This window comes from Luteimonas sp. A534, from assembly GCF_054072805.1.
Map to the genome: position 1 here is coordinate 55,205 of NZ_JBSVRR010000005.1, position 24,599 is coordinate 79,803.

Sequence of the window (24,599 nt, forward strand, 5' to 3'; positions counted from 1 at the left end):
CGCTTGCCGGCGCTCATTCGCGGTAATCCACGATCAAAGGCGCGTGGTCGGAGAAGCGCGGCTCGCCGTGCACGGCGCAGGCGTCCACGCGCCCGGCCAGCGCCGGGGTCACGAACTGGTAGTCGATGCGCCAGCCCACGTTCTTCGCGCGCGCGGCGCCGCGATTGCTCCACCAGGTGTATTCGTCGGCGACGTCCGGACGCAGCACGCGCAGCGCGTCGCTCCAGCCGTGCGTCGGCGCGTCGCACAGGCCGTCGCCGCAGGCGTCGGCGATCATGCCGTTGAGCCAGGCGCGCTCGGGCGGCAGGCAGCCGGAGTTCTTCTGGTTGCCGGTCCAGTTCTTGATGTCGTTGCGCGACCGCACGATGTTCCAGTCGCCGCACAGCACGTAGTCGCGACCGCTGGCGAGCCAGCCGTCGAGGATGGGCTTGAGCCAGTCCATGACCTCGAACTTGAAGCCCTGGCGCAGGTCGCCCGACGAGCCCGAAGGGATGTAGAACGACACCACGGACAGGTTGCCGAAGCGCGCCTCGATATAGCGGCCTTCGTCGTCGAACGGCGCCCAGCCCAGCGCCGTGCGCACCTCGTCGGGCTCGCGGCGGCTGTAGATCGCCACGCCGCTGTAGCCCTTCTTGGTCGTGGCATCGCGGAACCAGGCCTTGTAGCCCTCGGGCAGGTAGTCCGGATGCAGCCCTTCACCGTCTGCCGCGACGAGCTGGTGTTCCTGGGCCTTGGTTTCCTGGACGCAGAGGATGTCGACGTCCTGGGCCCGGAACCAGTCGAAGAAGCCTTTTTTGGCGGCCGAACGGATGCCGTTGGCGTTGAAGCTGATGATGCGCATGGAGTGCCGGTGCAATGACGGAAGCGGCGGGCACAGGCCCGCCGCTGTCCAAGGTTAACGCACCGCCGACCCTGTTGCCGACGGCCGCTCCGGCCCTGCGTTACAGCGTCGGCTTGGGCGTGCGCTCGGTGCTCGGCGGCAGGATCGGATACTCCACCGTCGGCTGGCGCCCGGTCAGGGTGCGCAGGAAGGCGGCGATCGCGCTGGCTTCCTCCGCATTCAGCTCGCGCCCCAGCTGGGCGTTGCCCATGATCGCCACCGCCTGCTCGAGGTCCCAGACCTGGCCGCTATGGAAATACGGCGCGGTCAGCTCGACGTTGCGCAGCGGCGAGGCGCGGAACACGTACTCGTCGGTGGCGGTGGCGGTGACCTCGAAGCGACCCTTGTCGCCCTCGGGCAGGATGTCCGCGCCCGGGCGCTCGATCACGCCGAAGGGGAAATAGGCCTGGCCGCCGAAGTTGCGGCCGTTGTGGCAGGACGCGCAGCCGCTGGACACGAACAGCTCCAGGCCCTTGCGCTCGGTGGCGTCGATGGCGGCGTCATCGCCCAGCACCCAGCGATCGAAGCGCGAGTGCGGCGTCACCAGGGTGGCTTCGAAGGCCTCCAGCGCCAGCGCCATGTTGTCGAAGCTCACCGCGTCCGCCTGGCCCGGGAACGCGGTGCCGAACCGCTCGACGTACTGCGGGATGCTCTGCAGCGTCTCGACCACGAGCTCCGGGGTGCTGTTCATTTCGACGCTGGCCTGCACCGGGCCCTTGGCCTGTTCGGCGAGGTCGGCGGCGCGACCGTCCCAGAACTGGGCGGCGTTGAACACGGCGTTGAGCACGGTCGGCGAGTTGCGCGGGCCGCGCTGCCAGCCGTGGCCGATCGACGCCGGCACGTTGTCGGCGCCGCCGGTGCCCATGCTGTGGCAGGTGTTGCAGGTGATCAGGTGGCTGCGCGAGAGGCGCGGGTCGAAGAACAGCATGCGGCCGAGTTCGACCTGGTCGTCGGACAGCGGCTGTCCGCGAAGTTCCTCGACGACCTCGGGGATGGTCCCGAACATCGCCGCCGCGGTGGTCCGCAGCGTATCGGCAGACGCGCCCGCGGCATCGGTCGGGTCGGCCGCCTCGGCGGTCTGCGCCGTGCCGGGCACGCCGGAGGTCGCCACCGGTGCATCGGCCGCCGGGGCTGCGGTCGCGGCCGCCGCATCTGCCGGAGCGGTTCCGTCTGCAGGCACGCCCGCGCGGTCGGGCGCGTTGTTTCCGCAGCCGGCGGCAAGCGCCACGGCCATCGCCAGCGTCGTCACGATTCCAAGCCTCGTCCGCATCCGCATCACCCGTCTCCAACCGGCGCCAGTCCACGTTCACCATAAGCCGGGGACGGTGGTCATGGCCTTGACCCCGGTCAATGCCGTCGGATTGCTACCATGGCGCCCCCGCCGCGGCCGCACTGCAACCCATGCCCGACCACCGCTCACGTTTCCTGCAGCTGGCGCTCGAGGCCGAGGCCCTGCGCTTCGGCGGGTTCACGCTGAAGTCCGGCCGCACCAGCCCGTATTTCTTCAACGCCGGGCGCTTCGACTCCGGCGCCGCGCTCGCCACGCTGGCCGCCTGCTACGCCGACGCCATCGATGCCGCCGGACTGGTGTTCGACCTGCTGTTCGGCCCGGCCTACAAGGGCATCCCGCTGGCCACAGCGCTCGCCTGCGAGTACGCGCGCCGCGGCCGCGACCTGCCGCTGGCCTACAACCGCAAGGAAGCCAAGGCCCACGGCGAAGGCGGCACGCTGGTCGGCGCGGCGCTGGTGGGCCGCCGCGTGCTGGTGGTCGACGACGTGCTCACCGCGGGTACCGCCGTGCGCGAAGCCCTGGGCCTGATTCGCGCCGGCGGTGGCATTCCCGCCGGCGTGGTGATCGCGCTGGACCGCCAGGAGATCCTCGACGAGGCATCCGGCGACCGCCGATCGGCCGCGGCACAAGTGGCGGCCAACGAAGGCGTGCCTGTGGTGGCCATTGCCGGTTTCGACGACCTGCTTGCGTTCACCGATGGAAACGCGACACTGTCAGCCGAGCGCGAGCACCTGCTCGCGTACCGCGCGCGCTTCGGCAGCGCGGCCACCTGATTCGGCCGACCGGGGGGACGGATACGATGAAGACCATGAACTGCATAGCCGGCATCGTGCTTGCCGCGCTGCCGCTGGCGGCCGTGGCGCAGAAGGCGCCGACCGACAAGAAACTTTATTGCTGGGATGAGAACGGCGTCCAGGTCTGCGGCGATACGCTGCCGGCCAGCGCGCTTGACCGCGCCCGCACCGAGATCAGCGCCCAGAGCGGCGCGCGCACCGGACAGGTGCCGCGCGCACTCACCGACGACGAACGCGGCGCCGCGGCCATCGCCGCCCGCGCCGCGGCCGATGCCGAACTGGCCGAGGCCGAGCGCTACCGCCGCGACCTGGCCATGGTCGAGTCATACGCCACCGAAGACGACCTGCGCCGTGCCTACGGCGAGCGCATCACCCTGGTGGAAGAGTCGCTGAAGACCTCCGAGCTCAGCCTCGCCAACCTGCGCCAGAGCCTGCTGTCACTGCTGCGCCAAGCGGCCGAGCGTGAGCTGCTCGAGCAGCCCGTGGGCAAGACCCTGGCCGAGGGCATCCAGTCGCAGCATGGCGACCTGGTCCGCCAGCAGGCGATCATGCAGCGGCAGCTGGCGGATCATGCGTCGCTGGGTAGCGATCTGGAGGGGGCGCTGGAGCGCTATCGGAACATGAAGTCCGGCTAGGGGCGGTCGGCCTGCAGCTATAGCTGTGGGAGCCGCCATGGCCGCAATCGCGGCTATCGCCGCTCCCACAGCTATTGGCTGCTCCCACAACAGTCGGGGCTAGAACGGGAGCGGCAGATCCGGGTCGATCGCCAGCAGCTGCTCGCGGAACTGGCCGCGGATGCGGTCCAGGGCCTCTTCGCTGTCGGCGTCGAAGCGCAGCACCAGCACCGGCGTGGTGTTGGAGGCACGCACCAGGCCCCAGCCGTCCGGGAAGTCCACGCGCAGGCCGTCGATGGTCGAGGGGCGCGCATTGCCTTCGAACGTCGCCTGCGCAACGAAGCGTTCGACGAAGGCGTGCGGATCGCCACCCGGGGCATCGACCTTGATCTCGGGCGTAGCGATGCCGGTGGGCAGCGCGGACAGCACCTCGCTGGGTGATTCCGGGCGCGACGCCAGGATTTCCAGGAGGCGGGCGGCGGCATAGATGCCGTCGTCGAAGCCGTACCAGCGCTCGCCGAAGAAGAAGTGGCCGCTCATCTCGCCGGCAAGCTCGGCCTCGGTCTCGCGCATCTTCGCCTTGATCAGCGAATGCCCGGTCTTCCACATCAGCGGGCTGCCGCCGTGGCGCAGGATGTGGCCCTGCAGGCGGCCGGTGCACTTCACGTCGTAGACAATCACGGCACCCGGGTTGCGCTCCAGCACGTCGGCCGCGAACAGCATCAGCAGGCGGTCGGGATAGATGTTCTCGCCGTCCTTCGTGACCACGCCCAGGCGGTCGCCGTCGCCGTCGAAGGCGATGCCGAGGTCGGCGTCGAAGCGCTTCACCATGTCGATCAGGTCGACCAGGTTGTGCGGCTCGCTCGGATCCGGATGGTGGTTGGGGAAGGTGCCGTCGATCTCGCAGAACAGCGGCTCGACGTTGGCGCCGATCGCGGCCAGCACGCGCGGGCCGATCTCGCCGGCCACGCCGTTGCCGGCATCCACCACGACCTTCAGCGCGCGGTCGACCTGGACGTCGGAGGCGATGCGCTCGACATAGTCGTCGGCGATGTCGCGCTCGGTCACGCCGCCCGGCGTGGGCGCGATGTGGAGCCGATCCTCGGCGATGCGCGCGTACAGGTCGGTCACCGCGGCACCCGACAGCGTCTCGCCGCCGACCACGATCTTGAAGCCGTTGTAGTCGGGCGGATTGTGGCTGCCAGTCACCGACACGCAGCAACCCGTGCGCAGGTGGTAGGCGCCGAAATACACCACCGGGGTCGGGACCATGCCGATGTCGATGACGTCGCGGCCGGCCTTGCGCAGGCCGGCGGTGAGGCCGGCGACCATGTCCGGACCGGAGAGGCGGCCGTCGCGGCCGATCACGATGTCCTTCAGCCCCTGTTCGTGCATCAGCGAGCCGATGGCGTGGCCGATCAGCTCGGCGACGCCGATGTCCAGCGTCTGCCCCACGATGCCGCGGATGTCGTAGGCGCGGAAGATGCCCGGGTCGATCGCCACCGCTGCCTTGACTGCCTCCGCGCGCACCGGTGCGGCTGCGGACCCGTCGGTTCCGTCCACGCCGTCTTCGGGTTCCAGCTCCAGCGCCTGCTCGAGCGTGGGCGCGTCACCGGTCTCCTCGTGCTCCGGCTTGCCGACAAGCGACGGCAGGCGTGACAGCAGGTAGCCGAGCAGCAGCAGGATGGCGGCCACCACGAACGACGGCATCGCACCAAGTCCGAACAGCGCCGCCGGCCGCGGCGGCAGGCCGGCCGCCACGCGCAGGCCGGTCCCGGCCACGGGCACGGCCATGCGCTCGGCGGACACGGCGTATTTTTCGTCGCCGCGCGCGGCCAGGGTGAAGCCGCCCTGGCGCAGCGCCAGGTAGGTGGAACCCGGCACGTCGACGGCGTCCAGGCTCGAGGTCGCGCGCGCAAGCGGCAGGCGTACGTAGGCCACGCCGACAAGGGCGCCGTCGACGCGCGCCGGCGCCGCCAGGGCCAGGCGCGGGCCGCCGCCGTCGCGCACCACGCCCATTACCGGCTTGCCCTCGATGATCGCGGCCTCGGCCACGGCGATGCGGCCATAGCCGGCCTCCTCGACCGCGCCGTAGGCCTCGGCCAGGTCCAGGGCGTGGATCGCCGCATGCTCGATGTTCGGCCAGTCCAGGGCCAGCGCCTTTGCCGCGGCGTCAAAGTCCCCCGCAGCCAGGGCCTCGCGCACCGGGGCCGAGTCCACGCGCTCGGCCATCCGCTCGAGTTCGTTGCCCAGCGAACGCGCGGCCGACTGTGCCAGCGCGTCGCGATTGACCGACAGCTGGTCACGCCGGGTGCCGTCCTGCATCTGCCGCCAGCCGGTCCAGGCCAGCCAGAGCGCCAGCAGCACCGCGGCCGCGGCAAGCAGCAGCAGCCAGGGCCGCCCGTGCACAACGAGTTGCCGGGTCGTGTTCGAAGCCTTCAGATCCATCCGGTGTATCCCCCTCAGCGCGTGCCGGTGTGGCCAAAGCCACCCGCGCCCCGCGTGCTTTGTTCGAAAGTATCCACTACCCGCAGCCCCGCGCGCACGACCGGCGTGAGCACCAGCTGCGCGATGCGGTCGCCCGGCTGGACCACGTAGGCCTCGCGCGAGCGGTTCCAGAGGCTGACCATGAGCGGGCCCTGGTAGTCGGCGTCGATCAGGCCGGTGCCGTTGCCCAGCACCAGGCCATGGCGGTGCCCGAGTCCCGAGCGCGGCAGCACCATTGCACACAGGCCCGGATCGGCGATGTGGATCGCGATGCCGCTGGGCACCAGCGCGGTGTCGCCGCCGGCGAGTTCCAGCGGCGCGTCGATCGCGGCGCGCAGGTCCAGGCCGGCGCTGCCATCGGTGGCATAGGCAGGAAGTGGCCACTCAGCGCCGATGCGCGGATCGAGGATCTTCAGGTCGAGCGTGTGCTGCATGGGCGGCTGGCGTCCTGGTGCGGGTTCATTGCAACTGTGCGGCGACGAGATCGAGCAGCGCCTCGGCAAGTTCGGTCTTGGGCGACGGGCCAAGCACCTGCCCGCGGTCGGCGCTGAAGACATGGAGCGTATTGTCATCGGACTCGAAGCCGCTGCCCGGGACACCCACCCGGTTGGCAGCGATCAGGTCGATGCGCTTGCGGCGCAGCTTGTCGCGCGCATTGTCCTCGAGGTCACCGGTTTCGGCGGCGAAGCCGACCACCAGCCGCGGACGCAGTGCGTGCGATGCGACCCCGGCGAGGATGTCGGCGGTACGCACCAGTTCCAGCACCAGGCCATCGCCGCCTGGCTGCTTCTTGATCTTGCCTTCGGCCACGGCGGCCGGGGTGAAGTCGGCGACCGCGGCGGCGCCGATGTAGATGTCGGCCGGCAGCGCGGCGAGCACGGCGGCGTGCATCTGCGCGGCCGAGCGTACATCCCGGCGGTCGACGCCTGCGGGCGTGTCGAGCGCCACCGGACCGGCGACCAGCACCGTGTCCGCGCCGCGGCGCGCAGCGGCCGCGGCGATCGCGAAACCCATTTTGCCGCTGCTGCGGTTGCCGATGAAGCGCACCGGATCGATGTCCTCGTAGGTCGGGCCGGCGCTGACCAGCACGCGCAGGCCGGCCAGCGTGCCGCGGCTCATGGCGTCGCGGCCGCCAGCGCGGCGACGATGTCCAGCGGCTCGGCCATGCGCCCGGGCCCGGACTCGCCCTCGGCCAGCGGACCGTCGACCGGCCCCGTGACCAGGGCGCCACGTGCGCGCAGCAGCGCCATGTTGGCCTGAGTGGCCGGGTGCAGCCACATGCGGTGGTTCATCGCCGGCGCCAGCGCCAGCGGCGCGGTGGTGGCCAGGCACAGCGTGGTGACCAGGTTGTCCGCAAAGCCGTGGGCGAGCTTGGCCAAGGTGTTGGCGGTGGCCGGCGCGACCAGCACGCAGGTCGCCCAGCGCGCGAGTTCGATATGGCCCATCGCGGCCTCGGCGGCCGGATCCCAGAGCGACGTGCGCACGGTCTCGCCCGACAGCGCCTGGAAGGTGGTGGCGCCGACGAAGTGCGTCGCACCCTCGGTCATCGCCACTTTCACCTGCGCACCAGCGTCGCGCAGGCGGCGCACGAGGTCGGCGGACTTGTACGCGGCGATGCCGCCGCACACGCACAGCAGGATGCGCTCGCCTTCGAGTTGGCTGTCGGTCTTGGCCATGTGCGCTCGGAGTGTCCTGACCCGGCAGGGGTCGGACAGCTTACCCGAACGTCCATGACCGCCCGGCGGCGCCGCGACGCCTGATCGCGTGCAATGGCCCCACGTCGGCTGCCGGCGCAGGCACCCCCCTTTCAGACCCGCCGCGCGGTTCCATCCCCTGCCGCGATGCGTCGGCGGCCGACGACCACCCACTCCGAGGATCGCCCATGCACATCCGCGACTGGCCCACCGGCGAACGCCCGCGCGAGAAGCTGCTCGCCCGCGGCGCGGCCGTCCTGTCGGACGCGGAGCTGCTGGCCCTGTTCCTGGGTTCCGGCGTACGCGGGCTCGACGCGGTCGCCACGGCACGCCGTTTGCTGGCCGACCACGGCCCGCTGCGGCGCCTGCTCGATCGCCCCCCCGCCGAGCTGGTGACGCTGCCGGGCCTCGGACCGGCCAGCGCCTGCCAGCTGTCCGCAGCGCTGGAGCTCGCCAGCCGCCACCTGGCGGCCGCCCTGGAGCGCGGCGAAGCCCTGACCGATCCGCACGCCGCCGGACGCTATTTCTCCCAGCGCCTGCGCGGGCATCCCAGCGAGGTCTTCGCCGCGCTGTTCCTCGACACCCGCCACCGTGCGCTGGCCTTCGAAGAGTTGTTCCGGGGCACCGTCGACGGCGCCGAAGTGCACCCGCGGGAGGTGGTGCGCCGGGCGCTGGGGCACAACGCGGCGGCGGTGATCGTCGGCCACAACCACCCCAGCGGCAGCAGCGAACCCAGCGCGGCCGACCGCGCGGTCACCGCCAGGCTCAAACAGGCCCTGCACCTGGTCGACGTCCGCCTGCTCGACCATTTCGTGGTCGGCGACGGTGCGCCGGTGTCGCTCGCCGCGCGCGGCTGGGTCTAAGCCGGACGCCGCAGGGCCGGTTCAGGCGCCAGCCCGGGCGCGGGCGGGCGCTCGCGTACAATGGGCAGCCGTGTTCCTGCGCGAATCCCCGTGAAATCAACGCTCAAGGCCCTGGTCGAACAGGGCATCGCCACGCTCCGCGACCAAGGCACCCTGCCCTCCGACCTCGTGACGCCCGATTTCGTGATCGAGCGCCCGAAGGAGCGCGCGCACGGTGACTTCTCCAGCAACGCAGCGTTGCTGCTGGCGAAGCCGGCGCGCAGCAATCCGCGCGTGGTGGCGCAGGCGCTGGCCGCGGCGATTTCGGTCGGCGGCGACATCGCCGCGGTCGAGATCGCCGGCCCGGGCTTCCTGAATTTCCGCCTGTCGCCCGCCGCATGGCAGCGCCAGCTGCGCGACGTGCACGCGCAGGGCCCGGCCTATGGCCGCAACGCCAGCGGCGCCGGGCGCGTGGCCGGCGTCGAGTACGTCTCGGCCAATCCCACCGGTCCGCTGCACGTCGGCCATGGTCGCGCGGCCGTGATCGGCGACTGCATCGCGCGCGTGCTCGATGCCAACGGCTGGGACGTGAAGCGCGAGTACTACTACAACGACGCCGGGGTGCAGATCGAGAACCTGGCGAAGTCGGTGCAGGCGCGCGCGCGCGGCATCCGCCCCGACGACGCCGGCTGGCCCGAGGACGGCTACCGCGGCGACTACATCGCCGACGTGGCCCGCGCCTTCCTCGACCGCGGCAGCGTCGAGGTGGAAGGCCAGGTGGTGACCGGCAACGGCGACGCCGACGACATCGATGCGATCCGCCGCTTCGCGGTGGCCTGGCTGCGCAACGAGCAGAACGGCGACCTCGCCGCCTTCGGCGTGTCCTTCGACGTGTATTTCCTCGAGTCCTCGCTGTACAGCGAGGGCAAGGTGGAGGACACCGTGCGCCAGCTCGACGAACGCGGCCACGCCTATGAAGAGGGCGGCGCGTTGTGGCTGCGCACCACCGACTTCGGCGACGACAAGGACCGCGTGATGCGCAAGTCCGACGGCACCTACACCTATTTCGTGCCCGACGTCGCCTATCACCTGTCGAAGTGGGAGCGCGGCTATGAGCGCGCGATCACCGAACTCGGCGCCGACCACCACGGCTCGCTGGCGCGGGTGAAGGCCGGCCTGCAGGCGCTCGACAAGGGCATTCCGCAGGGCTATCCCGAGTACGTGCTGCACCAGATGGTCACCGTGATGCGCGGCGGCGAGGAAGTGAAGCTCAGCAAGCGCGCAGGCAGCTACCTCACCCTGCGCGACCTGATCGACGAAGCCGGCCGCGACGCCACCCGCTGGTTCCTGGTTGCGCGCAAACCCGACTCGCAGCTGGTGTTCGACATCGACCTGGCGCGCAGCCAGTCGCTCGACAACCCGGTCTACTACGTGCAGCTCTCGCACGCCCGGATCTGCGGCCTGCTGCGGCAGATGGACGAACGCAGCCTGGCATTCGACCGCGACAACGGCCTGGCGCAGCCGCTGGACCTGGACAGCGCCGCCACGCTCGAGCTGGTGACTTCGATCAGCCGCTGGCCGGAACTGCTGGCCACGGCCGGACAGCTGCTCGAACCGCACCTCGTGGCGCAGTACCTGCTGGAGCTGGCACAGGCGTTCCAGTCGTATTACAACGATCACCAGTTCCTGGTCGACGACGCCGACCTGCGCGACGGCCGCCTGGCGCTCGCGCTCGCGACGCGGCAGGTGCTGGCAAACGGACTTGGTGTATTGGGCGTGCAGGCCCCGGAGGCGATGTAAGTGGCAGTGAAGCGCGGCAAGTCCCAGGCCCGTCGCAACAGCGGCAGCAGTGCGCCGCTGCCGGGCTGGGCGTGGATGATCATCGGCGTGCTGCTGACGATCGTGGTGGTGATGGCGGTGCCGAAGCTGCTCAAGTCCGATGGCGAGCAGGGCTTCTTCCGCCCGACGCCGAACCCGGACGCGCGCCCGGCCGCCGCCGCCAACGCAGGCGAAGAAAGCGTGGCCGAGGACGCTCCCGCCCCGTCGCGCACGGCCGCGACGCCGCGCGAAGGAGGCCCGCCGGAAACCCGCTACGAGTTCTACGACCTGCTCCCCGGCCAGGAAGTGGCGATGACCGACGCTGAACTGGCAGCCAGCGCGAGCGCCGAGCAGACGCGACAGCGTGAACTGCTGGACCGCGAGCGTGCAGCGCAGCAGCGCGAGCGCGACGCCGACGCTGCGGACCTGGCCGATACCGCCACGCCCGCAGCCACCGCGGCGCCTGCGGCCACACCACAGCCCGCGCCCGCGCGGCCGGCGTCGCCGACCGCGTCCGCCGCCCCTGCTGCCGACGGCGCGCGCTACATCCTCCAGGCCGGCTCGTTCGCCAGCAATGGCGATGCCGAAGCGCTCAAGGCACGCATCGCCATGCTCGGCCTGGTCGCCCGCGTGGAGTCGGCCGACATCGACGGCCGCACCATGCACCGCGTACGCATGGGGCCTTACGGCACCGCGTCCGAACTGGCCGAAGCCAAGCAGAAGCTCGGCAACGGCGGCCTGGAAGCGCTGGCGATCCGCGCCCGCTGAGGCCGCCCGCCCCGGCGGTCGCGGCCGCTGCGACCGCCGCCCCGTAGCCTCTCCTTCCCAGGAGGAGAGCCCGCGATGGCGATCGAAGCCGCACTCATCAAGCCGGTCGTGGACGCGCTGCTGGCGCTGTTCCGCGAAGGCAGCGAACTCAGGCTCAAGCACGACGCAGAGGCCGCGCTGCGCGGGGCCATCCGCGAGCTGCTGATGGCCAATCCCGACGAGAACCGTGCGGCAACGCGGATCGCGGTCGCGCGCGCCGCCGGCATCCTGTCCGAGGACATCGTGCTGGCCGAGGACATGCTGCAGAAGCACCGGGCCACCAAGGCGCGGACGGCGGGCAAGGCCGCCACCGGGCGCAAGCGCAGGCCGGCGGCCGCGCTGGCAGTGAACACCACGGCGTGCAAGCCAGGCAGGAGCGTCGCCACGCCCGCCGCGCGGAAGCCTCCGGCGAAAAAGAAACTCTCCGCGCCGGCGTAGAATCGCGATCATGAAGACCCTCCTCGTCACCGGCGCCACTGCCGGCTTCGGCGCCGCGATCGTGGAGCGCTTCGTGTCCTCCGGCTGGCGCGCCGTCGCCACCGGGCGCCGCCAGGACCGGCTCGATGCCCTGGCCGCGCGCCTGGGGCCGGACCGCATCCACACCGCCTGCTTCGACATCCGCGATGCCGACGCCATGGCCGCCGCGCTGGACGCGATTCCCGAACCGTTTCGCGGCGTCGACCTCCTGGTCAACAACGCCGGGCTCGCCCTGGGCACCGCGCCGGCGCAGGCCAGCGACCTCGCCCAGTGGCGGCAGATGATCGACACCAACGTCACCGCCCTGGTCACGATGACCCACCGCATGCTTCCGACGCTGATCGAGCGCCGCGGCGCGATCGTCAATATCGGCTCGATCGCCGGCGTGTATCCGTATCCCGGCGGCAACGTCTATGGCGCGACCAAGGCCTTCGTCGAGCAGTTCTCGCTCAACCTGCGCTCCGACCTGCACGGCACCGGCGTGCGCGTGAGCGTTATCGAGCCCGGCCTGGCGGAAACCGAGTTCACCCTCGTGCGCACCGGTGGCGACAGTGCCGCGTCGGATGCGCTGTACGCGGGAACGCAGCCGATCACCGCCAGCGACATCGCCGAATCCACGTGGTGGGTCGCCAACCTGCCGCCGCACCTCAACATCAATCGCCTGGAAGTGATGCCGGTGAGCCAGTCGCTGGCGGGACTGCAGATCCACCGGATGCCGGCGGAATGAAGCGGGCCGTGCCTGCGGCTGCAGGAAGACCGCAGGTGGCAGCGGACGGACGCAGCGCATGAATCCCTGGCTGGCCATGCTCGCGATCGTGGCCATCGGCGCCATGCTGCCGCTGCAGGGCCTGGTCAACGCGCGCTTGGCGACGGCGCTACACGGGCCGGTGATGGCGGCCTTCGCATCGTTCCTGGTCGGCACCGTGGTGCTGGGCACCTGGCTGCTGGCGGCGCGAACGCCCTGGGGCGCCGCAGCGGACGCGCGCTTCCCGGCCTGGATCTGGATCGGCGGCGTGCTGGGCGCGGTCTACGTGGCGGTGTTCACGCTGCTGATCCCGCGCGTCGGCGCGGCCGCGGCGATCTGCCTGGCGGTGTTCGGACAACTGGTGGCATCGCTGCTGCTGGATCATTACGGCGTGCTGCAGGCACCGCGGCACGCGGACTGGATACGCGTGACCGGTGCGATGCTGGTGCTGCTGGGCGTGCTGCTGGTGGCAGCGCCCTGGCGCTCACCGGCAGCGTAGCCGCCGCAGCGCATCCAACCCCCACCGCCCAAAGAGGGTCAAGGGACATCCGGCTCCAGCCGGGTCTACAGGGCGGATTGCGCCAGCATGTGCAGGTCTTTGAAGATCTCGTAAACGCCGTTGATCACGAACTGGACGCCCAGGCACACCAGCAGGAAGCCCATCAGCCGCGAGAACGCCTCCACGCCACTCTGGCCAAGGAAACGCATGATGCGGCCGGCACTGCGCAGGCACAGCAGCAGGATCACGCTGGCGATGAAGAAGGTCAGCACCGGCGCCACGTTCAGCACCCACCCCGACCAGGGAAGGTCGTCCTGCATCGCCGCAGCGGTGCTGATGATCAGCGCGATCGTGCCCGGCCCGGCGGTGCTGGGCATGGCCAACGGAATGAAGGCGATGTCCTCGGTGCGGTGCTGGCGCAGTTCCTCGGCACGCCGCTCCACTTCCGGCGTCTCCTCCAGCTTCTGCTGCGGGAACAGCATGCGGAAGCCGATGAAGGCCACGATCAAGCCGCCGGCGATGCGCAGGCCGGTGATCGAGATGCCGAACACGTTCATCACCAGCTGGCCGGCGTAGAACGACGCCACCATGATCGTGAACACGTAGCAGGACGCCTTGAACGCCTGCCGGTCGCGCTCGGCCTCGCTCATGCCGCGCGACAGGCCCATCATCAGCGCCACGGTCGTCAACGGATTGGCCAGCGGCAGCAGCATCGCCAGCCCGACTCCCACCGCCATCAACAGTTCCAGCACGGTCCGCTCCCGGTTTCCGCGCGATTCTCGCGCAATCCAGCCCTTCGTGCAGCCGGCGGGCCATGCGCCGCGTCACGCTTCAGCCCAGCGGCGTGTCGTCGAGGTAGGTGTAACCGGTCAGGCCGGCTTCCAGGTCCGCGGCCAGGCCCGCGGCCTCGTCGGCAGGCAGGCCCGCGGCTGCGACCTTGTCGGCATAGCTCTGGCGCAGGTCCTCGAGCCGGTAGCCGACGTAATCGAGCATCACGTCGGTGGTGTCGCCGCGGCGCTGCTGGGCGATCGCGTAGCCGTCACCGTCCACCTTCACCGCGATGACGTCGGTGTCGCCGAACAGGTTGTGGATGTCGCCCAGGATCTCCTGGTAGGCCCCCACGAGGAAGAAGCCCAGGCGGTAGCTTTCACCGGCGCGCAGTGCGTGCAGCGGCAGCGAGCTGTCCAGGTCCTCGTTCTCGACGTAGGTGTCGATCTTGCCGTCGGAGTCGCAGGTGAGGTCCGCGATGGTGCCGCGACGCGTCGGCGCCTCGTCCAGGCGCTCGATCGGCACGATCGGGAACACCTGGTCGATCGCCCAGACGTCGGGCATCGACTCGAACACGCTGAAGTTGACGAAGTACTTGTCGACCAGGCGCTCGCTGAGTTCGTCGAGCACCGGGCGGTGGCTCTTCTCGTCATACGTCAGGCGCGCCTTCACCGCGTGGGCGATGGCGTAGAACAGGTCGTCGATGCGCGCGCGGTGCACGAGGTCCAACTGCCCCAGCGCGTACAGGCTCAGGCCCTCGGCATAGTGGTGCTGGGCCTCGTGGAACAGCTCAACCGCCGGGCGCTCATCGAGTTCGGAATGGATCTCGCGCAGGTGGCGGATCACCGCGGGCTCGTCGTCGTGCTCGTCGGGCACGCGGCCCTCGGGCGCGGCCTCGACCTCGGACACGTTGGCCACCAGCACCGCGTGGTGCGCGGTCATCGCGCGCCCGCACTCGGTGACGATGCGTGGCTGGCGCAGGCCGGCCTCGGCACAGGCGTCGGCCAGCGGCTGCACGATGTTCGACGCGTACTGCGCCATGCCGTAGTTGACCGAGTTGTAGCTACGCGAGCGCGTGCCTTCGTAGTCGATGCCGAGGCCGCCGCCCACGTCGACATAGTCGATCGACGCGCCCAGCTGCGACAGTTCCACGAAGTAGCGCGTGGCCTCGCGCATGCCGCGCGCGATGTCGCGCACGTTGGAAATCTGCGAGCCCATGTGGAAGTGCAGCAGCTTGAGCGCATCTCCCATGCCGGCATCGCGCAGCGACTTCCACAGGTCCAGCAGCTGCCGCGGACTGAGGCCGAACTTGGCCTTGTCGCCGCCGGAGTTCTGCCATTTGCCCGCGCCGAGCGTGGCCAAGCGCATGCGCACGCCAAGCACCGGCTCCACGCCCAGCGCCTTGGACTCCTCCATCACCAGCCGCAGTTCGGAGGGCTTCTCCACCACGATGAAGACGTCCATGCCCAGCTTGCGACCGATCAGCGCCAGGCGGATGTACTCGCGGTCCTTGTAGCCGTTGCAGATCACCAGGCCGCCCGGGCGCGACAGCGCCAGCACCGCCATCAGCTCCGGCTTGCTGCCGGCCTCCAGGCCAAAGCCTTCGCCCGCGTGCGAGGCCAGCGTCCCTGCCACCCCGCGATGCTGGTTGACCTTGATCGGATAGACCGCCGTGTAGCCGCCGGTGTACTCCCAGTCCGCCTGCGCCTGCGCGAACGCCGCCTGCAGCGCGCCCAGGCGGTCGCCCAGCACGTCGGGGAAGCGCACCAGCATCGGCAGGTTCGCGCCCTGTTCGCGCGCACGATCCACGACCTCGGGCAGCGCGATCGCCGGTCCGCCGGCGCCACGCGGACGCACCACGACGCGGCCGGCCGCATCGACGTCGAAATAGCCCGAGGACCAGTGCGGGATCGAGTAGGTCTTGCGGGCTTGGTCGATGGACCAGGCGGTCATGGGCAGCAATCCGGGAGCGTGGGGGGAGGCGCGCATTCTAGCCCCGCGCGCCGGCACCCCATGCACGCAGCGGCGCTCAGTGCCTGCCGCGCTGGTAGGTCGGCGCTCCCGCGGCCTTGCGCACGCGGTACGCGACGCGACGGCCGTGCTCGGCGGTGAAGACCATCACGGTCCCGGGCAGGCGCAGGCCCCGGGCCACCCGACCGATGACCTCTTCCTGGCTCCGTATCAGCCCGCCCAGGCGGATGCGCACGACGAAGTGCGGCATGGCGCGCGGATCGCCCTCCAGCACCTTGCGCACGATCCAGGCCTTCGCAACGCCCTTGGCCCTGCCCAGCACGGCGCGGGCATCGCGCAGCGCCTCGTCGTCCAGCCCGTGCCCGACGAAGACATCGCGCCCCCGGAGTTCGTTGCGCGCGCGGTCGGCCCGGGCCGCGCGGGCGCGCAGATCGTCGAACTCGGCCTGCAGCGCGGCAATCGCCGCATCGTCGCCCTGCCGCTGGTGGAACGCAGCCAGCTCGCGCAGCACGACCTCTTCGCTGCCCGCTTCCAGCGCGATCACGCGCCGCATCTCGTCGATACCGGAGCGGTCGTCGCGAGCCAGCAGCAGCAGGGCCAGGCGGAACCGGGCGAAGGCATCCTCGGGCGCCGCGGCCACCGCGCGGCGGTAAAGCGGCAGGGCGTCCACCTGCGGGTGGAGCTCCTCGACCAGTCGTGCGTGCTCGACCATCTCGTCCGGCAGCAGCACCTCCCCGGCTTCGAGTTCGCCGAGCCGCTCAAGGTTGGCACCGTGCTGCATGTAGCGCTCGCGCCAGTGCCCTTCGATGCGTGCCCGCCATTCGGCGCTGAACGATTCCTCAAGCTGCGGTAGCAGCGCACCCAGCAAGGCCTCGGCCGCACTCTCCACGGGCGGTGGCGGTTCGACCGCTTCCACGCCCAGCGCCTCCAGCCGCTGCGCCAGGGTGGGATGGGTATCGTCCACGCCAGGGCTCTCCGCCAGGCGCAAGGCGATGCGTTGGCCGTCGTCGGCATGGCCGTGGCGGAGGGCGGCGGCCATGTCCCGGAACAGCATGGACGGCGGCGCAGCTTCGCGCAGGTTCGCGTCGGACACGGCGGGCCAGAAGTCCTGCGCCAGGCGCGCCGAACCCACGTGTAGCCGCACCAGCGCCTGCCCGATCACCTCGCCGCCGGCGATGCGTGCAGCGGTCGCATCGGCCTGGTATTCGTTGTCGCGCGCGAGCACGAAGCTCCAGGCGTCGAACCAGGGCGCGTACCAGTCGAAGAAGCGGGCGAATACACGCCCGGCGCGGCTGCCGCGTTCGTGGAGCTCGACAAGCAGTCGATACCAACTGCCGCGGACGCGATGGATCCAGCCCGCGAATCGCGAATGTCCGCCGCCGAAATGCCCGAACTCGTGCGCGATCACGGCGGCGAACTGGTCGCGGTCCAGCAGCTGCATCAGCGGCAGCCCCAGCACCAGCCAGTGCTGGTGGCCCAGCAGGCCCATGGCCCGCGGCAGACTGACCGCGGCGGCGTTGAGCTCCTGGTCGATCACGATGCCGGCCAGCCGGGACGCGCCGGCGGCACGACGCAGGCGCTCGACCTCGGCTTCCAGCTCCGGCGCCTCGCCCCGCCGCAGGCGGAAGCCGGACGGGCGCTTGAAGCGCATGCACAGCGCCCGCAGCACCAGCAGCCCGAAGCCGATCGGGATCCACACCACGTTCGCCAGCTTCAGCAGCAGCACCGGGCTGATCGCGAGCAGCACCAGCACGAGCCCGGCCGACATGCCCAGCGCGATCAGCACGGCGCCGCCCAGCACCGCGAAGCCCAAGCAGGCCAGCAGCGCGAGCTTGAACCGGTAGGCACGCGGCGATCGGCGCGCGGCCTGCTCCAGGCGCGCGACCAGCGCGCGCCGCTCCTCATTGGTCATCCCGTCCCCTCCCCACAGGCGCCCCCTGCGCCCGACCCGTCACCAATGCTAAGTCGGCCACGACCGGTCCGCTACAATCCGCGGCCTTCATCCCCGCTTCCGGATGCCCCCATGAGCACCCCGCACTGGTTGTACGAGAACTTCGATCCCGCCGGCTCCGCCATCGGCTACCGCGTCACGCGCAAGCTCGACGAGGTGCAGTCGCCGTTCCAGAAGATCGAGATCCATGAGTCGACCGACTGGGGCAACGTCATGCTCATCGATGGCGCGATGATGGTCACCACGCGCGACAACTTCCTCTACCACGAGATGATGACGCACCCCGCGCTGTTCACCCACATCGACCCGAAGCAGGTGGTGATCATCGGCGGCGGTGACTGCGGCACGCTGCGCGAAGTGCTGAAGCATCCGGGCGTCGAAAAGGCCGTGCAGTGCGACATCGACGAGCAGGTCACGCGCATGGCGGAGAAGTACTTCCCCGAGCTGTGCGAATCCAATGGCGATCCGCGCGCCGAGGTGATGTTCGACGACGGCATCGCCTACATGGCGAACTGCGCGCCGGGCAGCTTGGACGTGGTGATCGTGGACTCGACCGACCCGGTGGGTCCGGCCGAAGGACTGTTCAACAAGAGCTTCTTCGAAAGCTGCTTCCGCGCGCTGAAGGACGACGGCATCCTGGTGCAGCAGTCGGAGTCTCCCCTGGTGTTGCTCGAGCTGATCCAGGCCATGCGCGCGGAGATGGGCAAGGCCGGTTTCGACAGCTTCCAGACCCTGCCCTTCCCACAGCCCTGCTACCCGACCGGCTGGTGGAGCTGCACGCTGGCGCGCAAGGATGGCCGCGGGTTCGGCTTCCGCGAAGACGACGCGCGCGCGAAGGCCTTTGCGACGAAGTACTACAGCACCGACATCCACAAGGCCGCGCAGGTGCTGCCGCCATTCGTGGCCGAAGCGCTGGGCTGAAGCGGGGCACTGCTAGCTGCTGCTGCGGGAGGGACTTCTGCGGGAGCAGCTTTCGTGGGAGCGGCTATAGCCGCGATTCGGGCCAATCGCGGCTATAGCCGCCCCCACAGCTGACTTCTTCCTGCGGAGACCTCAGAGGGCGTCGGCGTCGAGCTCGCCGGTACGGATGCGCACCGCGCGCTCGAGGTCGTAGACGAAGACCTTGCCGTCGCCGATCTTGCCGGTGGACGCGGCCTTCAGGATCGCCTCGGTGACCAGTTCCGCCTGGTCGTCGGTGACCGCGACCTCGAGCTTGATCTTGGGCAGGAAGTCGATGACGTACTCGGCGCCCCGATAAAGCTCGGTGTGGCCCTTCTGGCGACCGAACCCCTTCACCTCGGTGACGGTGATCCCGGCCACGCCGGCTTCCGACAGCGCCTCGCGGACGTCGTCGAGCTTGAACGGCTTGATGATCGCCATGATCATCTTCATCACGCAGCCTCCGCTTGCAGTGCGCGCAGCATAACGCGGCCCGGCACGGGCGACGGGCTTTTTCCCACCCGCACGCACGCACCGGGCCGATGGCGCGGGACCCGCGTGGCGACCACGCTGACTGCAACACCGGAGGACACCCCCATGATCGACCTCGGCCACATCGACGACCTCGCCCGCCGCCTCAGCAGCCTGGTGCCCCCCGGCCTGCGCGAGGGCCGCGAGGAGCTGCAGGAAAACTTCAAGTCCGTGCTGCAGGCGGGGCTGGCACGCCTGGACCTGGTGACCCGCGAGGAGTTCGACGTCCAGCAGGCGGTACTGTTGCGCACGCGCGAGAAGCTCGAGGCGCTGCAGGCCCAGGTCACCCAGCTCGAGGCCCAGCTTGCCGGCGGCAACGGCGGTAGCACGGCTGCGCCACCGGCGCCGCAACAACCCCACTGAGGTTCCTGCCATGGCGGGTCTTGCGATCGTGCACGGCCGTGCACGCGCCGGCGTACGCGCGCCGGAAGTGACGGTCGAGGTCTACATGAGCGGCGGCCTGCCGCGGATGTCGATGGTCGGCCTGCCGGAGGCCGCGGTCCGCGAGTCCAAGGACCGCGTGCGCGCGGCCATCCGCTGCGCCCAGTACGAGTTCCCGCCACGGGTCACCACGGTGAACCTGGCCCCGGCCGACCTGCCCAAGGGCGGTGGTCGCTTCGACCTGCCGATTGCGCTCGGGATCCTTGCGGCCAGTGGGCAGCTGCCGCGCACGGCCCTGGCGGGACACGAGTTCCTGGGCGAGCTGGGCCTGAGCGGCGAACTGCGTGCAGTCGATGGCGTGCTGCCGGCGGCGCTGGCCTGCGGCGAGGCCGGCCGGGTGCTGGTGGTGCCGGCCGACAACGGCGCCGAGGCCGCCCTGGCCGCAGGCGTGGACGTGCGCGTGGCGCGCACGCTGTCGGAAGTCTGCGCCCACCTGACCGGGCAGCGGCCGCTGCCGAAGGCCGAGGCCCGGCCCGTCGACACGGGCCCCGCAGCCGGCGTTCCCGACCTCGCCGACGTCCGGGGGCAATTGCGGGCACGGCGCGCGCTTGAGATCGCCGCGGCCGGCGGCCATCACCTGTTGCTCTCGGGCAGCCCGGGCTGCGGCAAGACCCTGCTCGCGTCGCGGCTGCCGGGCATCCTGCCCCCCGCCAGCGAGGCCGAAGCCCTGGAGACCGCGGCCATCGCCTCGGTCAGCGGCCGCGGCATCGATCCTGCGCGCTGGCTGCAGCGGCCGTTCCGCGCGCCGCACCACACCGCCAGCGCCATCGCCCTGGCCGGCGGCGGAAGCGAGCCGCGGCCCGGAGAAATATCCTTGGCGCACCACGGCGTGCTGTTTTTGGACGAATTGCCGGAGTGGAGCCGCCATGTCCTTGAAGTGCTGCGCCAGCCCCTGGAATCGGGCACGGTCACCGTGTCGCGCGCAGCCCGGCAGAGCGAGTTCCCCGCGCGCTTCCAGCTCGTCGCCGCCATGAATCCGTGCCCCTGTGGCTGGGCAGGCGATGCGTCGGGCCGCTGCCAGTGCGGCGTCGATGCCGTGCAGCGCTATCGCATGCGGGTGTCGGGGCCGCTGCTGGACCGCATCGACCTGCATGTGGACGTGCCGCGGGTGTCATCCACCGAACTGCGGCTGGATGCGGCGCCGGGGGAATCCAGCGCCGCCGTCCGCGCACGCGTCGAGGCCGCGCGCGAGCGCCAAACCGCGCGGGCAGGCGTGCTCAACGCCCACCTCGACCAGGCTGGTACCGCGGCGCACTGCCGCCTGGGCGCTGCGGACCAGGCCCTGCTCGAACGCGCCATCGACAGCCTGCAACTGTCGGCCCGGGCGATGCACCGGATCCTGCGCGTGGCGCGGACGATCGCGGATCTCGCCGGCAGCGAGTCCATCGGCAGCGCGCACCTGGCGGAAGCACTGGGATACAGGGGCATCGACCCGCGGAGCCAGGTCGCCGCTTGAAACACGGTCTTGACGCCGGATCGCGCGAACTGGAATAAAGTCTCTTTTGGGACTATACTGCCTGCACAGTCCACTAAAGGACATTAGCCATGGCGCAGCTCCACGCAGTCAATGCACCCGCCCGCCGCGAACTCGCCGGCCCCGCGCTCCGCGCATTCTTCAGCATCACCGAACGCTGGGGCCTCAGCGCCGAGCAGGAACGCGTGCTGCTGGGCAGCCCCGGCCGGTCCACGTTTTTCCGCTGGAAGCGGGACCGCAGCGGCCAGCTTCCGCATGACGCCCTCGAGCGCGTCAGCTACGTCCTGGGTATCTACAAAGCGCTGCACCTGATCTTCAGCAACGAACGCCAGGCCGACGAATGGGTCCGCCGCCCCAACGCGACACCGCTGCTGGGCGGCCGACCGGCGCTGGACCGGATGCTCGGCGGCCAGGTCGCCGACCTCTTCGTCGTGCGCCAGTACCTGGACGCGCAGCGGGGCTGGGGCTGATGCCGGTCCCCGTGACGCGGGTGCGGTTCCGGTCGACATACCGCATCGTGTCGAGCCGCTTCCCGCCCGTGGGCGTGTTCGATGCGATCGCCGACCCGGCCGACATCGACGCCCTGCACGAACTCGAGTCGATGACCAACCCGCGGATGCGCGAAGAATTCGGCGCGATCGAACTGGTGCCCCCGCGCCGGCGCGTCGCAGGCCCGGGCACCACGCCGATCATGGCGGCCTTCACCCATCGAAACCCCGAGGGCTCGCGCTTTACCCCCGGTTGGTACGGCGTCTATTACTGCGCCCGCGAACAGCAGACCGCGGTGCGGGAGACGGTCTTCCACAGGGAGCGCTTCCTGAGCAGCACGAACGAGCCCGCCTGCGTCCTGGACATGCGCTGCTACGTCGGCGACATCGACACCCGCCTGCACGACATCCGCGGCGCGTACCCCGGACTCCACGACCCCGACAGCTACGTCGCCAGCCAGCGCTTCGCGGTCGAGCTGCGGGCGGAAGGCAGCAACGGCATCGTCTATGACAGCGTGCGCGCGCCGGGTGGCACCTGCGTGGCCGCGCTCTACCCGGACGTGTTGAAGCCGGTGCACCAGGGTCCGCATCTGCAGTACCACTGGAATGGGGAACGGATCGCGCACGTCACCGAGGCGAGGGCGGTACCGCTCTGATTCGCATCGGCGCGTTCTTTCCAGGTGCCGCCGATGTCACTGGACCTTGGGCAACGATGGCGTCACGGGACCCAGGCACAGCGTGGCGCGGCGCCGATGGACGTCGCGTTCTTCGTACGCACCAGGCACATCCCCTCCCACGCCGCATTCCCCGCGCGGCGCGTCCGACACACCGCAGCGTCCGAAGCGGCACACCCAGCTCGCACCTCCGGTCGGCATGAGCTCCACGGAAAGCGTTGCGATGCCATGCGAGGCGAGATCCTCGGAAATACTGTGTCCGCCCCCGTGGAAGTCGGAATGGCCGCGACCGGTCAAGAGGAGGATCTTGCGTGCGTCTTCGCCGGCCGGGGAAAGCACCCGCCGCAGATGCATGCCCGAGGTGGTCCCGAACGGTTCGCGGCCAGTGACACGCATGTCGATTCCGAGCAGCTGGATGCGTCCGGCTGCCTCGATGTGCACGAGCCATTCGACGAGGTCGAACATGGCGACGCTTGTGCGGCCGTCGTGGGCCCTGGACCAGAACTCCGAACCGGTCGCTGCCGCGGAGGACATCGCCTCGCCGACCTGCGCACGCACCACGTCGACGGCGGACTCAGGCAGCTCGAGCCCGACCAGAGCCCTGTCCGCACTCGCCAAGGTCGCACACACCATCCGCTTGAACGCTGCCGGTGACTCGGCATTGCCATGCAGCTCGCCAAAGACGAGCACGTCGGTGTCTTCCAGTACCGACGCCATCCAGGTGGCCAAGGCCGGCTCAACAGTGCATGGACTCTCGTCAGCCGCTGGACCACGAACGCACGAAGGGCAAAGGGCAACAAGCAGGACGAGGATCAACGCACGAAGCACGGTCGGCTCACTCCTTCACTTGGTGCTTCGTGGAAGCCCGTGCTGCAGCCCTTCCCCAGGATCCCCATCCATTCGTCCACGCTCCATGCCTGCTGCCATCCTGCGCAGCCAGAGCCTAGGACAAAAACGGGCAGGCCGCTGTGCCACGGCTCCTTCAGTCACTGGTGAGGACGGGTCGGTGCATCCCGGCCGTGCGCCCTGCCCCCTCCGCAGGTAGGGGAGGGGCGTCGAAATCAGGCCACCGCCACCTTGAACTGCTCCTCCTCCGTCGAACCCGTCAGCGCCGTCGTCGACGACTGCCCCTGCTGGATCGCCTGGGTCACCGCGTCGAAGTAGCCGGTGCCGACCTCACGCTGGTGCTTGACCGCGGTGAAACCCTTGTCGGCGGCCGCGAACTCCGACTCCTGCAGCTCCACAAAGGCGCTCATCTGCCGGCGCGCATAGCCGTGGGCCAGGTTGAACATCGAGTAGTTCAGCGCGTGGAAGCCGGCGAGCGTGATGAACTGGAACCTGTAGCCGTAGGTGGCGATCTCGTCCTGGAACTTCGCAATCGTCGCGTCGTCGAGGTTCTTCTTCCAGTTGAAGCTCGGCGAGCAGTTGTAGGCCAGCATCTTGCCCGGGTATTTCTCGTGGATGGCCTCGGCAAACGCGCGGGCGAAGCCGAGGTCAGGCTTGCCGGTCTCGCACCACACCAGGTCCGCGTACGGCGCGTAGGCCAGGCCGCGGCTGATCGCCTGGTCGAGGCCGTTGCGGGTCTTGTAGAAGCCTTCGACGGTGCGCTCGCCGGTGGTGAAGGGGCGATCGTTGTCGTCGACGTCGCTGGTCAGCAGGTCTGCGGCCTCGGCATCGGTGCGCGCAACCAGCAGCGTCGGCACGCCGCAGACGTCGGCGGCCAGGCGGGCGGCGTTGAGCTTCTCCACGGCCTCGCGCGTGGGCACCAGGACCTTGCCGCCCATGTGGCCGCACTTCTTGACGCTGGCCAGCTGGTCTTCGAAATGCACGCCGGCGGCGCCGGCCTCGATCATCGCCTTCATCAGTTCGAAGGCATTGAGCACGCCGCCGAAGCCGGCCTCTGCGTCGGCCACGATCGGCTGCAGGAAGTCGATGGAGTCGTCGCCCTCGGCATGGTGCAGCTGGTCGGCGCGCAGCAGGGCGTTGTTGATTCGCTTGACCACCGACGGCACCGAGTCGGCCGGGTACAGCGACTGGTCGGGATACATCTGCCCGGCGAGGTTGGCATCCGCCGCCACCTGCCAGCCGCTGAGGTAGATCGCCTTCAGGCCGGCCTTGACCTGCTGCATGGCCTGGTTGCCGGTCAGCGCGCCCAGCGCGTTGACGTAGGGGCGCTGATGCAGCGACGTCCACAGCTTCTCCGCACCCAGGCGTGCAAGGGAATGCTCGACGTGCACGGTGCCGCGCAGGCGCACCACGTCCTCGGCCGCGTAGTTGCGGGTGATGCCGGCCCAGCGTGGGTTGGTGGCCCAGTCGTTGCGGATGGCGTCGGCGTTCGGAAGCTTCGTGCTCATGCGGGATCTCCGGTGGGATTCTGCAGCGCGCCCTTGTGGCAGCGGCTTTTTTTGTGGGAG

At 70.2% G+C, this 24,599-nt stretch carries 23 protein-coding genes and 1 pseudogene; 13 read left to right on the forward strand and 11 right to left on the reverse strand.

From position 1 onward, the window contains the following. Positions 1–13: 13 nt before the first annotated feature. Complete coding sequence (locus tag ACW5F0_RS12070; RefSeq protein ID WP_456966149.1) at positions 14–841, reverse strand: exodeoxyribonuclease III; 828 nt, start codon at positions 839–841, stop codon at positions 14–16. Between the two features lie 100 nt (positions 842–941). Continuing rightward, positions 942–2,129: a cytochrome-c peroxidase gene (locus ACW5F0_RS12075; RefSeq protein ID WP_456999818.1), complete on the reverse strand. Its 1,188-nt coding sequence runs from the start codon at positions 2,127–2,129 to the stop codon at positions 942–944. A gap of 152 nt (positions 2,130–2,281) precedes the next feature. On the opposite strand from ACW5F0_RS12075, the gene pyrE reads away from it, so the two are divergent. Both pyrE and ACW5F0_RS12085 read left to right on the forward strand, forming a co-directional pair. Continuing rightward, positions 2,282–2,944: an orotate phosphoribosyltransferase gene (gene pyrE / locus ACW5F0_RS12080; RefSeq protein WP_456966147.1), complete on the forward strand. Its 663-nt coding sequence runs from the start codon at positions 2,282–2,284 to the stop codon at positions 2,942–2,944. 35 nt (positions 2,945–2,979) lie between these two features. After that, positions 2,980–3,600 carry a hypothetical protein gene (locus tag ACW5F0_RS12085; protein ID WP_456966146.1) on the forward strand — a complete coding sequence of 207 codons (621 nt, stop codon included), beginning with the start codon at positions 2,980–2,982 and terminating at the stop codon, positions 3,598–3,600. Between the two features lie 99 nt (positions 3,601–3,699). Here the strand turns inward: ACW5F0_RS12085 and ACW5F0_RS12090 are convergent, their stop codons facing one another. The 3 genes and pseudogenes from ACW5F0_RS12090 to coaBC all read right to left on the reverse strand — a co-directional run bounded on the left by ACW5F0_RS12090 (position 3,700) and on the right by coaBC (position 7,742). Beyond that, positions 3,700–5,904, reverse strand: a complete 2,205-nt coding sequence (locus ACW5F0_RS12090; protein WP_456966207.1) for a phosphomannomutase/phosphoglucomutase — start codon at positions 5,902–5,904, stop codon at positions 3,700–3,702. Positions 5,905–6,041: 137 nt separating this feature from the next. Next, on the reverse strand, positions 6,042–6,500 hold the full coding sequence (dut, locus tag ACW5F0_RS12095; protein ID WP_456966145.1) for a dUTP diphosphatase: 459 nt from the start codon (positions 6,498–6,500) through the stop codon (positions 6,042–6,044). A gap of 25 nt (positions 6,501–6,525) precedes the next feature. Further along, positions 6,526–7,742: pseudogene (gene coaBC, locus ACW5F0_RS12100) on the reverse strand (bifunctional phosphopantothenoylcysteine decarboxylase/phosphopantothenate--cysteine ligase CoaBC). A gap of 206 nt (positions 7,743–7,948) precedes the next feature. On the opposite strand from coaBC, the gene radC reads away from it, so the two are divergent. The 6 genes from radC to ACW5F0_RS12130 all read left to right on the forward strand — a co-directional run bounded on the left by radC (position 7,949) and on the right by ACW5F0_RS12130 (position 12,948). Then, a complete protein-coding gene (radC, locus tag ACW5F0_RS12105; protein WP_456966144.1) occupies positions 7,949–8,623 on the forward strand; it encodes a RadC family protein in 675 nt (224 codons plus the stop codon). 90 nt (positions 8,624–8,713) lie between these two features. Continuing rightward, a complete protein-coding gene (gene argS, locus ACW5F0_RS12110; RefSeq protein WP_456966143.1) occupies positions 8,714–10,402 on the forward strand; it encodes an arginine--tRNA ligase in 1,689 nt (562 codons plus the stop codon). Next, positions 10,403–11,188 carry an SPOR domain-containing protein gene (locus ACW5F0_RS12115; RefSeq protein ID WP_456966142.1) on the forward strand — a complete coding sequence of 262 codons (786 nt, stop codon included), beginning with the start codon at positions 10,403–10,405 and terminating at the stop codon, positions 11,186–11,188. 75 nt (positions 11,189–11,263) lie between these two features. Then, positions 11,264–11,665, forward strand: a complete 402-nt coding sequence (locus tag ACW5F0_RS12120) for a hypothetical protein (protein ID WP_456966141.1) — start codon at positions 11,264–11,266, stop codon at positions 11,663–11,665. A gap of 7 nt (positions 11,666–11,672) precedes the next feature. Next, positions 11,673–12,431 (forward strand): SDR family NAD(P)-dependent oxidoreductase, encoded by a 759-nt coding sequence (locus tag ACW5F0_RS12125; protein WP_456999871.1) that lies wholly within the window; start codon positions 11,673–11,675, stop codon positions 12,429–12,431. Between the two features lie 58 nt (positions 12,432–12,489). Beyond that, positions 12,490–12,948: a DMT family transporter gene (locus tag ACW5F0_RS12130; protein ID WP_456966139.1), complete on the forward strand. Its 459-nt coding sequence runs from the start codon at positions 12,490–12,492 to the stop codon at positions 12,946–12,948. Between the two features lie 65 nt (positions 12,949–13,013). Here the strand turns inward: ACW5F0_RS12130 and ACW5F0_RS12135 are convergent, their stop codons facing one another. From ACW5F0_RS12135 to ACW5F0_RS12145, 3 genes are all read right to left on the reverse strand, one after another. Continuing rightward, entirely contained in the window at positions 13,014–13,700 is a 687-nt protein-coding gene (locus tag ACW5F0_RS12135; protein WP_456966138.1) for a MarC family NAAT transporter, read from the reverse strand. A gap of 79 nt (positions 13,701–13,779) precedes the next feature. Beyond that, positions 13,780–15,669, reverse strand: coding sequence for an arginine decarboxylase (speA, locus tag ACW5F0_RS12140; RefSeq protein ID WP_456966137.1), 1,890 nt, complete (start codon positions 15,667–15,669; stop codon positions 13,780–13,782). A 76-nt stretch (positions 15,670–15,745) separates the two neighbouring features. After that, positions 15,746–17,599, reverse strand: coding sequence for a M48 family metallopeptidase (locus tag ACW5F0_RS12145; RefSeq protein ID WP_456966136.1), 1,854 nt, complete (start codon positions 17,597–17,599; stop codon positions 15,746–15,748). Positions 17,600–17,710: 111 nt separating this feature from the next. Here ACW5F0_RS12145 and speE point away from each other — a divergent pair, with 111 nt between their 5' ends. Next, positions 17,711–18,559 carry a polyamine aminopropyltransferase gene (speE, locus tag ACW5F0_RS12150; RefSeq protein ID WP_456966135.1) on the forward strand — a complete coding sequence of 283 codons (849 nt, stop codon included), beginning with the start codon at positions 17,711–17,713 and terminating at the stop codon, positions 18,557–18,559. A gap of 132 nt (positions 18,560–18,691) precedes the next feature. On the opposite strand, the gene ACW5F0_RS12155 is transcribed toward speE, so the two are convergent. Continuing rightward, the gene (locus ACW5F0_RS12155) at positions 18,692–19,030 is read right to left on the reverse strand and encodes a P-II family nitrogen regulator (RefSeq protein WP_132998728.1); all 339 of its coding nucleotides are present in this window, start codon (positions 19,028–19,030) and stop codon (positions 18,692–18,694) included. Positions 19,031–19,174: 144 nt separating this feature from the next. Between ACW5F0_RS12155 and ubiK the strand changes: the two genes are divergently transcribed. The 4 genes from ubiK (at position 19,175) to ACW5F0_RS12175 (ending at position 22,167) form a co-directional block, all read left to right on the forward strand. Further along, the gene (gene ubiK, locus ACW5F0_RS12160) at positions 19,175–19,471 is read left to right on the forward strand and encodes a ubiquinone biosynthesis accessory factor UbiK (RefSeq protein ID WP_456999819.1); all 297 of its coding nucleotides are present in this window, start codon (positions 19,175–19,177) and stop codon (positions 19,469–19,471) included. Between the two features lie 10 nt (positions 19,472–19,481). After that, entirely contained in the window at positions 19,482–21,005 is a 1,524-nt protein-coding gene (locus ACW5F0_RS12165) for a YifB family Mg chelatase-like AAA ATPase (RefSeq protein ID WP_456966133.1), read from the forward strand. A gap of 89 nt (positions 21,006–21,094) precedes the next feature. Further along, positions 21,095–21,493, forward strand: a complete 399-nt coding sequence (locus ACW5F0_RS12170) for an MbcA/ParS/Xre antitoxin family protein (RefSeq protein WP_456966132.1) — start codon at positions 21,095–21,097, stop codon at positions 21,491–21,493. Next, positions 21,493–22,167 carry an RES family NAD+ phosphorylase gene (locus tag ACW5F0_RS12175; protein ID WP_456966131.1) on the forward strand — a complete coding sequence of 225 codons (675 nt, stop codon included), beginning with the start codon at positions 21,493–21,495 and terminating at the stop codon, positions 22,165–22,167. Before ACW5F0_RS12170 ends, ACW5F0_RS12175 begins: the two co-directional genes overlap by 1 nt. Positions 22,168–22,203: 36 nt before the next feature. Here ACW5F0_RS12175 and ACW5F0_RS12180 read toward each other — a convergent pair whose 3' ends face one another. Continuing rightward, the gene (locus tag ACW5F0_RS12180) at positions 22,204–22,914 is read right to left on the reverse strand and encodes a hypothetical protein (protein ID WP_456966130.1); all 711 of its coding nucleotides are present in this window, start codon (positions 22,912–22,914) and stop codon (positions 22,204–22,206) included. A gap of 332 nt (positions 22,915–23,246) precedes the next feature. Next, positions 23,247–24,539: an isocitrate lyase gene (aceA, locus tag ACW5F0_RS12185; protein ID WP_456966129.1), complete on the reverse strand. Its 1,293-nt coding sequence runs from the start codon at positions 24,537–24,539 to the stop codon at positions 23,247–23,249. Positions 24,540–24,599 lie beyond the last annotated feature (60 nt).

What these genes read in the sequence shown, in the direction of transcription:
- ACW5F0_RS12170 (WP_456966132.1), top strand. Translation starts at nt 21,095, where the DNA reads ATGGCGCAGCTCCACGCAGTCAATGCACCCGCCCGCCGCGAACTCGCC.
- aceA (WP_456966129.1), bottom strand. Translation starts at nt 24,539, where the DNA reads ATGAGCACGAAGCTTCCGAACGCCGACGCCATCCGCAACGACTGGGCC.
- ACW5F0_RS12145 (WP_456966136.1), bottom strand. Translation starts at nt 17,599, where the DNA reads ATGACCAATGAGGAGCGGCGCGCGCTGGTCGCGCGCCTGGAGCAGGCC.
- ACW5F0_RS12130 (WP_456966139.1), top strand. Translation starts at nt 12,490, where the DNA reads ATGAATCCCTGGCTGGCCATGCTCGCGATCGTGGCCATCGGCGCCATG.
- ubiK (WP_456999819.1), top strand. Translation starts at nt 19,175, where the DNA reads ATGATCGACCTCGGCCACATCGACGACCTCGCCCGCCGCCTCAGCAGC.
- ACW5F0_RS12090 (WP_456966207.1), bottom strand. Translation starts at nt 5,904, where the DNA reads ATGCAGGACGGCACCCGGCGTGACCAGCTGTCGGTCAATCGCGACGCG.
- speE (WP_456966135.1), top strand. Translation starts at nt 17,711, where the DNA reads ATGAGCACCCCGCACTGGTTGTACGAGAACTTCGATCCCGCCGGCTCC.
- speA (WP_456966137.1), bottom strand. Translation starts at nt 15,669, where the DNA reads ATGACCGCCTGGTCCATCGACCAAGCCCGCAAGACCTACTCGATCCCG.
- ACW5F0_RS12070 (WP_456966149.1), bottom strand. Translation starts at nt 841, where the DNA reads ATGCGCATCATCAGCTTCAACGCCAACGGCATCCGTTCGGCCGCCAAA.
- ACW5F0_RS12175 (WP_456966131.1), top strand. Translation starts at nt 21,493, where the DNA reads ATGCCGGTCCCCGTGACGCGGGTGCGGTTCCGGTCGACATACCGCATC.
- dut (WP_456966145.1), bottom strand. Translation starts at nt 6,500, where the DNA reads ATGCAGCACACGCTCGACCTGAAGATCCTCGATCCGCGCATCGGCGCT.
- ACW5F0_RS12120 (WP_456966141.1), top strand. Translation starts at nt 11,264, where the DNA reads ATGGCGATCGAAGCCGCACTCATCAAGCCGGTCGTGGACGCGCTGCTG.
- pyrE (WP_456966147.1), top strand. Translation starts at nt 2,282, where the DNA reads ATGCCCGACCACCGCTCACGTTTCCTGCAGCTGGCGCTCGAGGCCGAG.
- radC (WP_456966144.1), top strand. Translation starts at nt 7,949, where the DNA reads ATGCACATCCGCGACTGGCCCACCGGCGAACGCCCGCGCGAGAAGCTG.
- ACW5F0_RS12085 (WP_456966146.1), top strand. Translation starts at nt 2,980, where the DNA reads ATGAACTGCATAGCCGGCATCGTGCTTGCCGCGCTGCCGCTGGCGGCC.
- ACW5F0_RS12155 (WP_132998728.1), bottom strand. Translation starts at nt 19,030, where the DNA reads ATGAAGATGATCATGGCGATCATCAAGCCGTTCAAGCTCGACGACGTC.
- ACW5F0_RS12165 (WP_456966133.1), top strand. Translation starts at nt 19,482, where the DNA reads ATGGCGGGTCTTGCGATCGTGCACGGCCGTGCACGCGCCGGCGTACGC.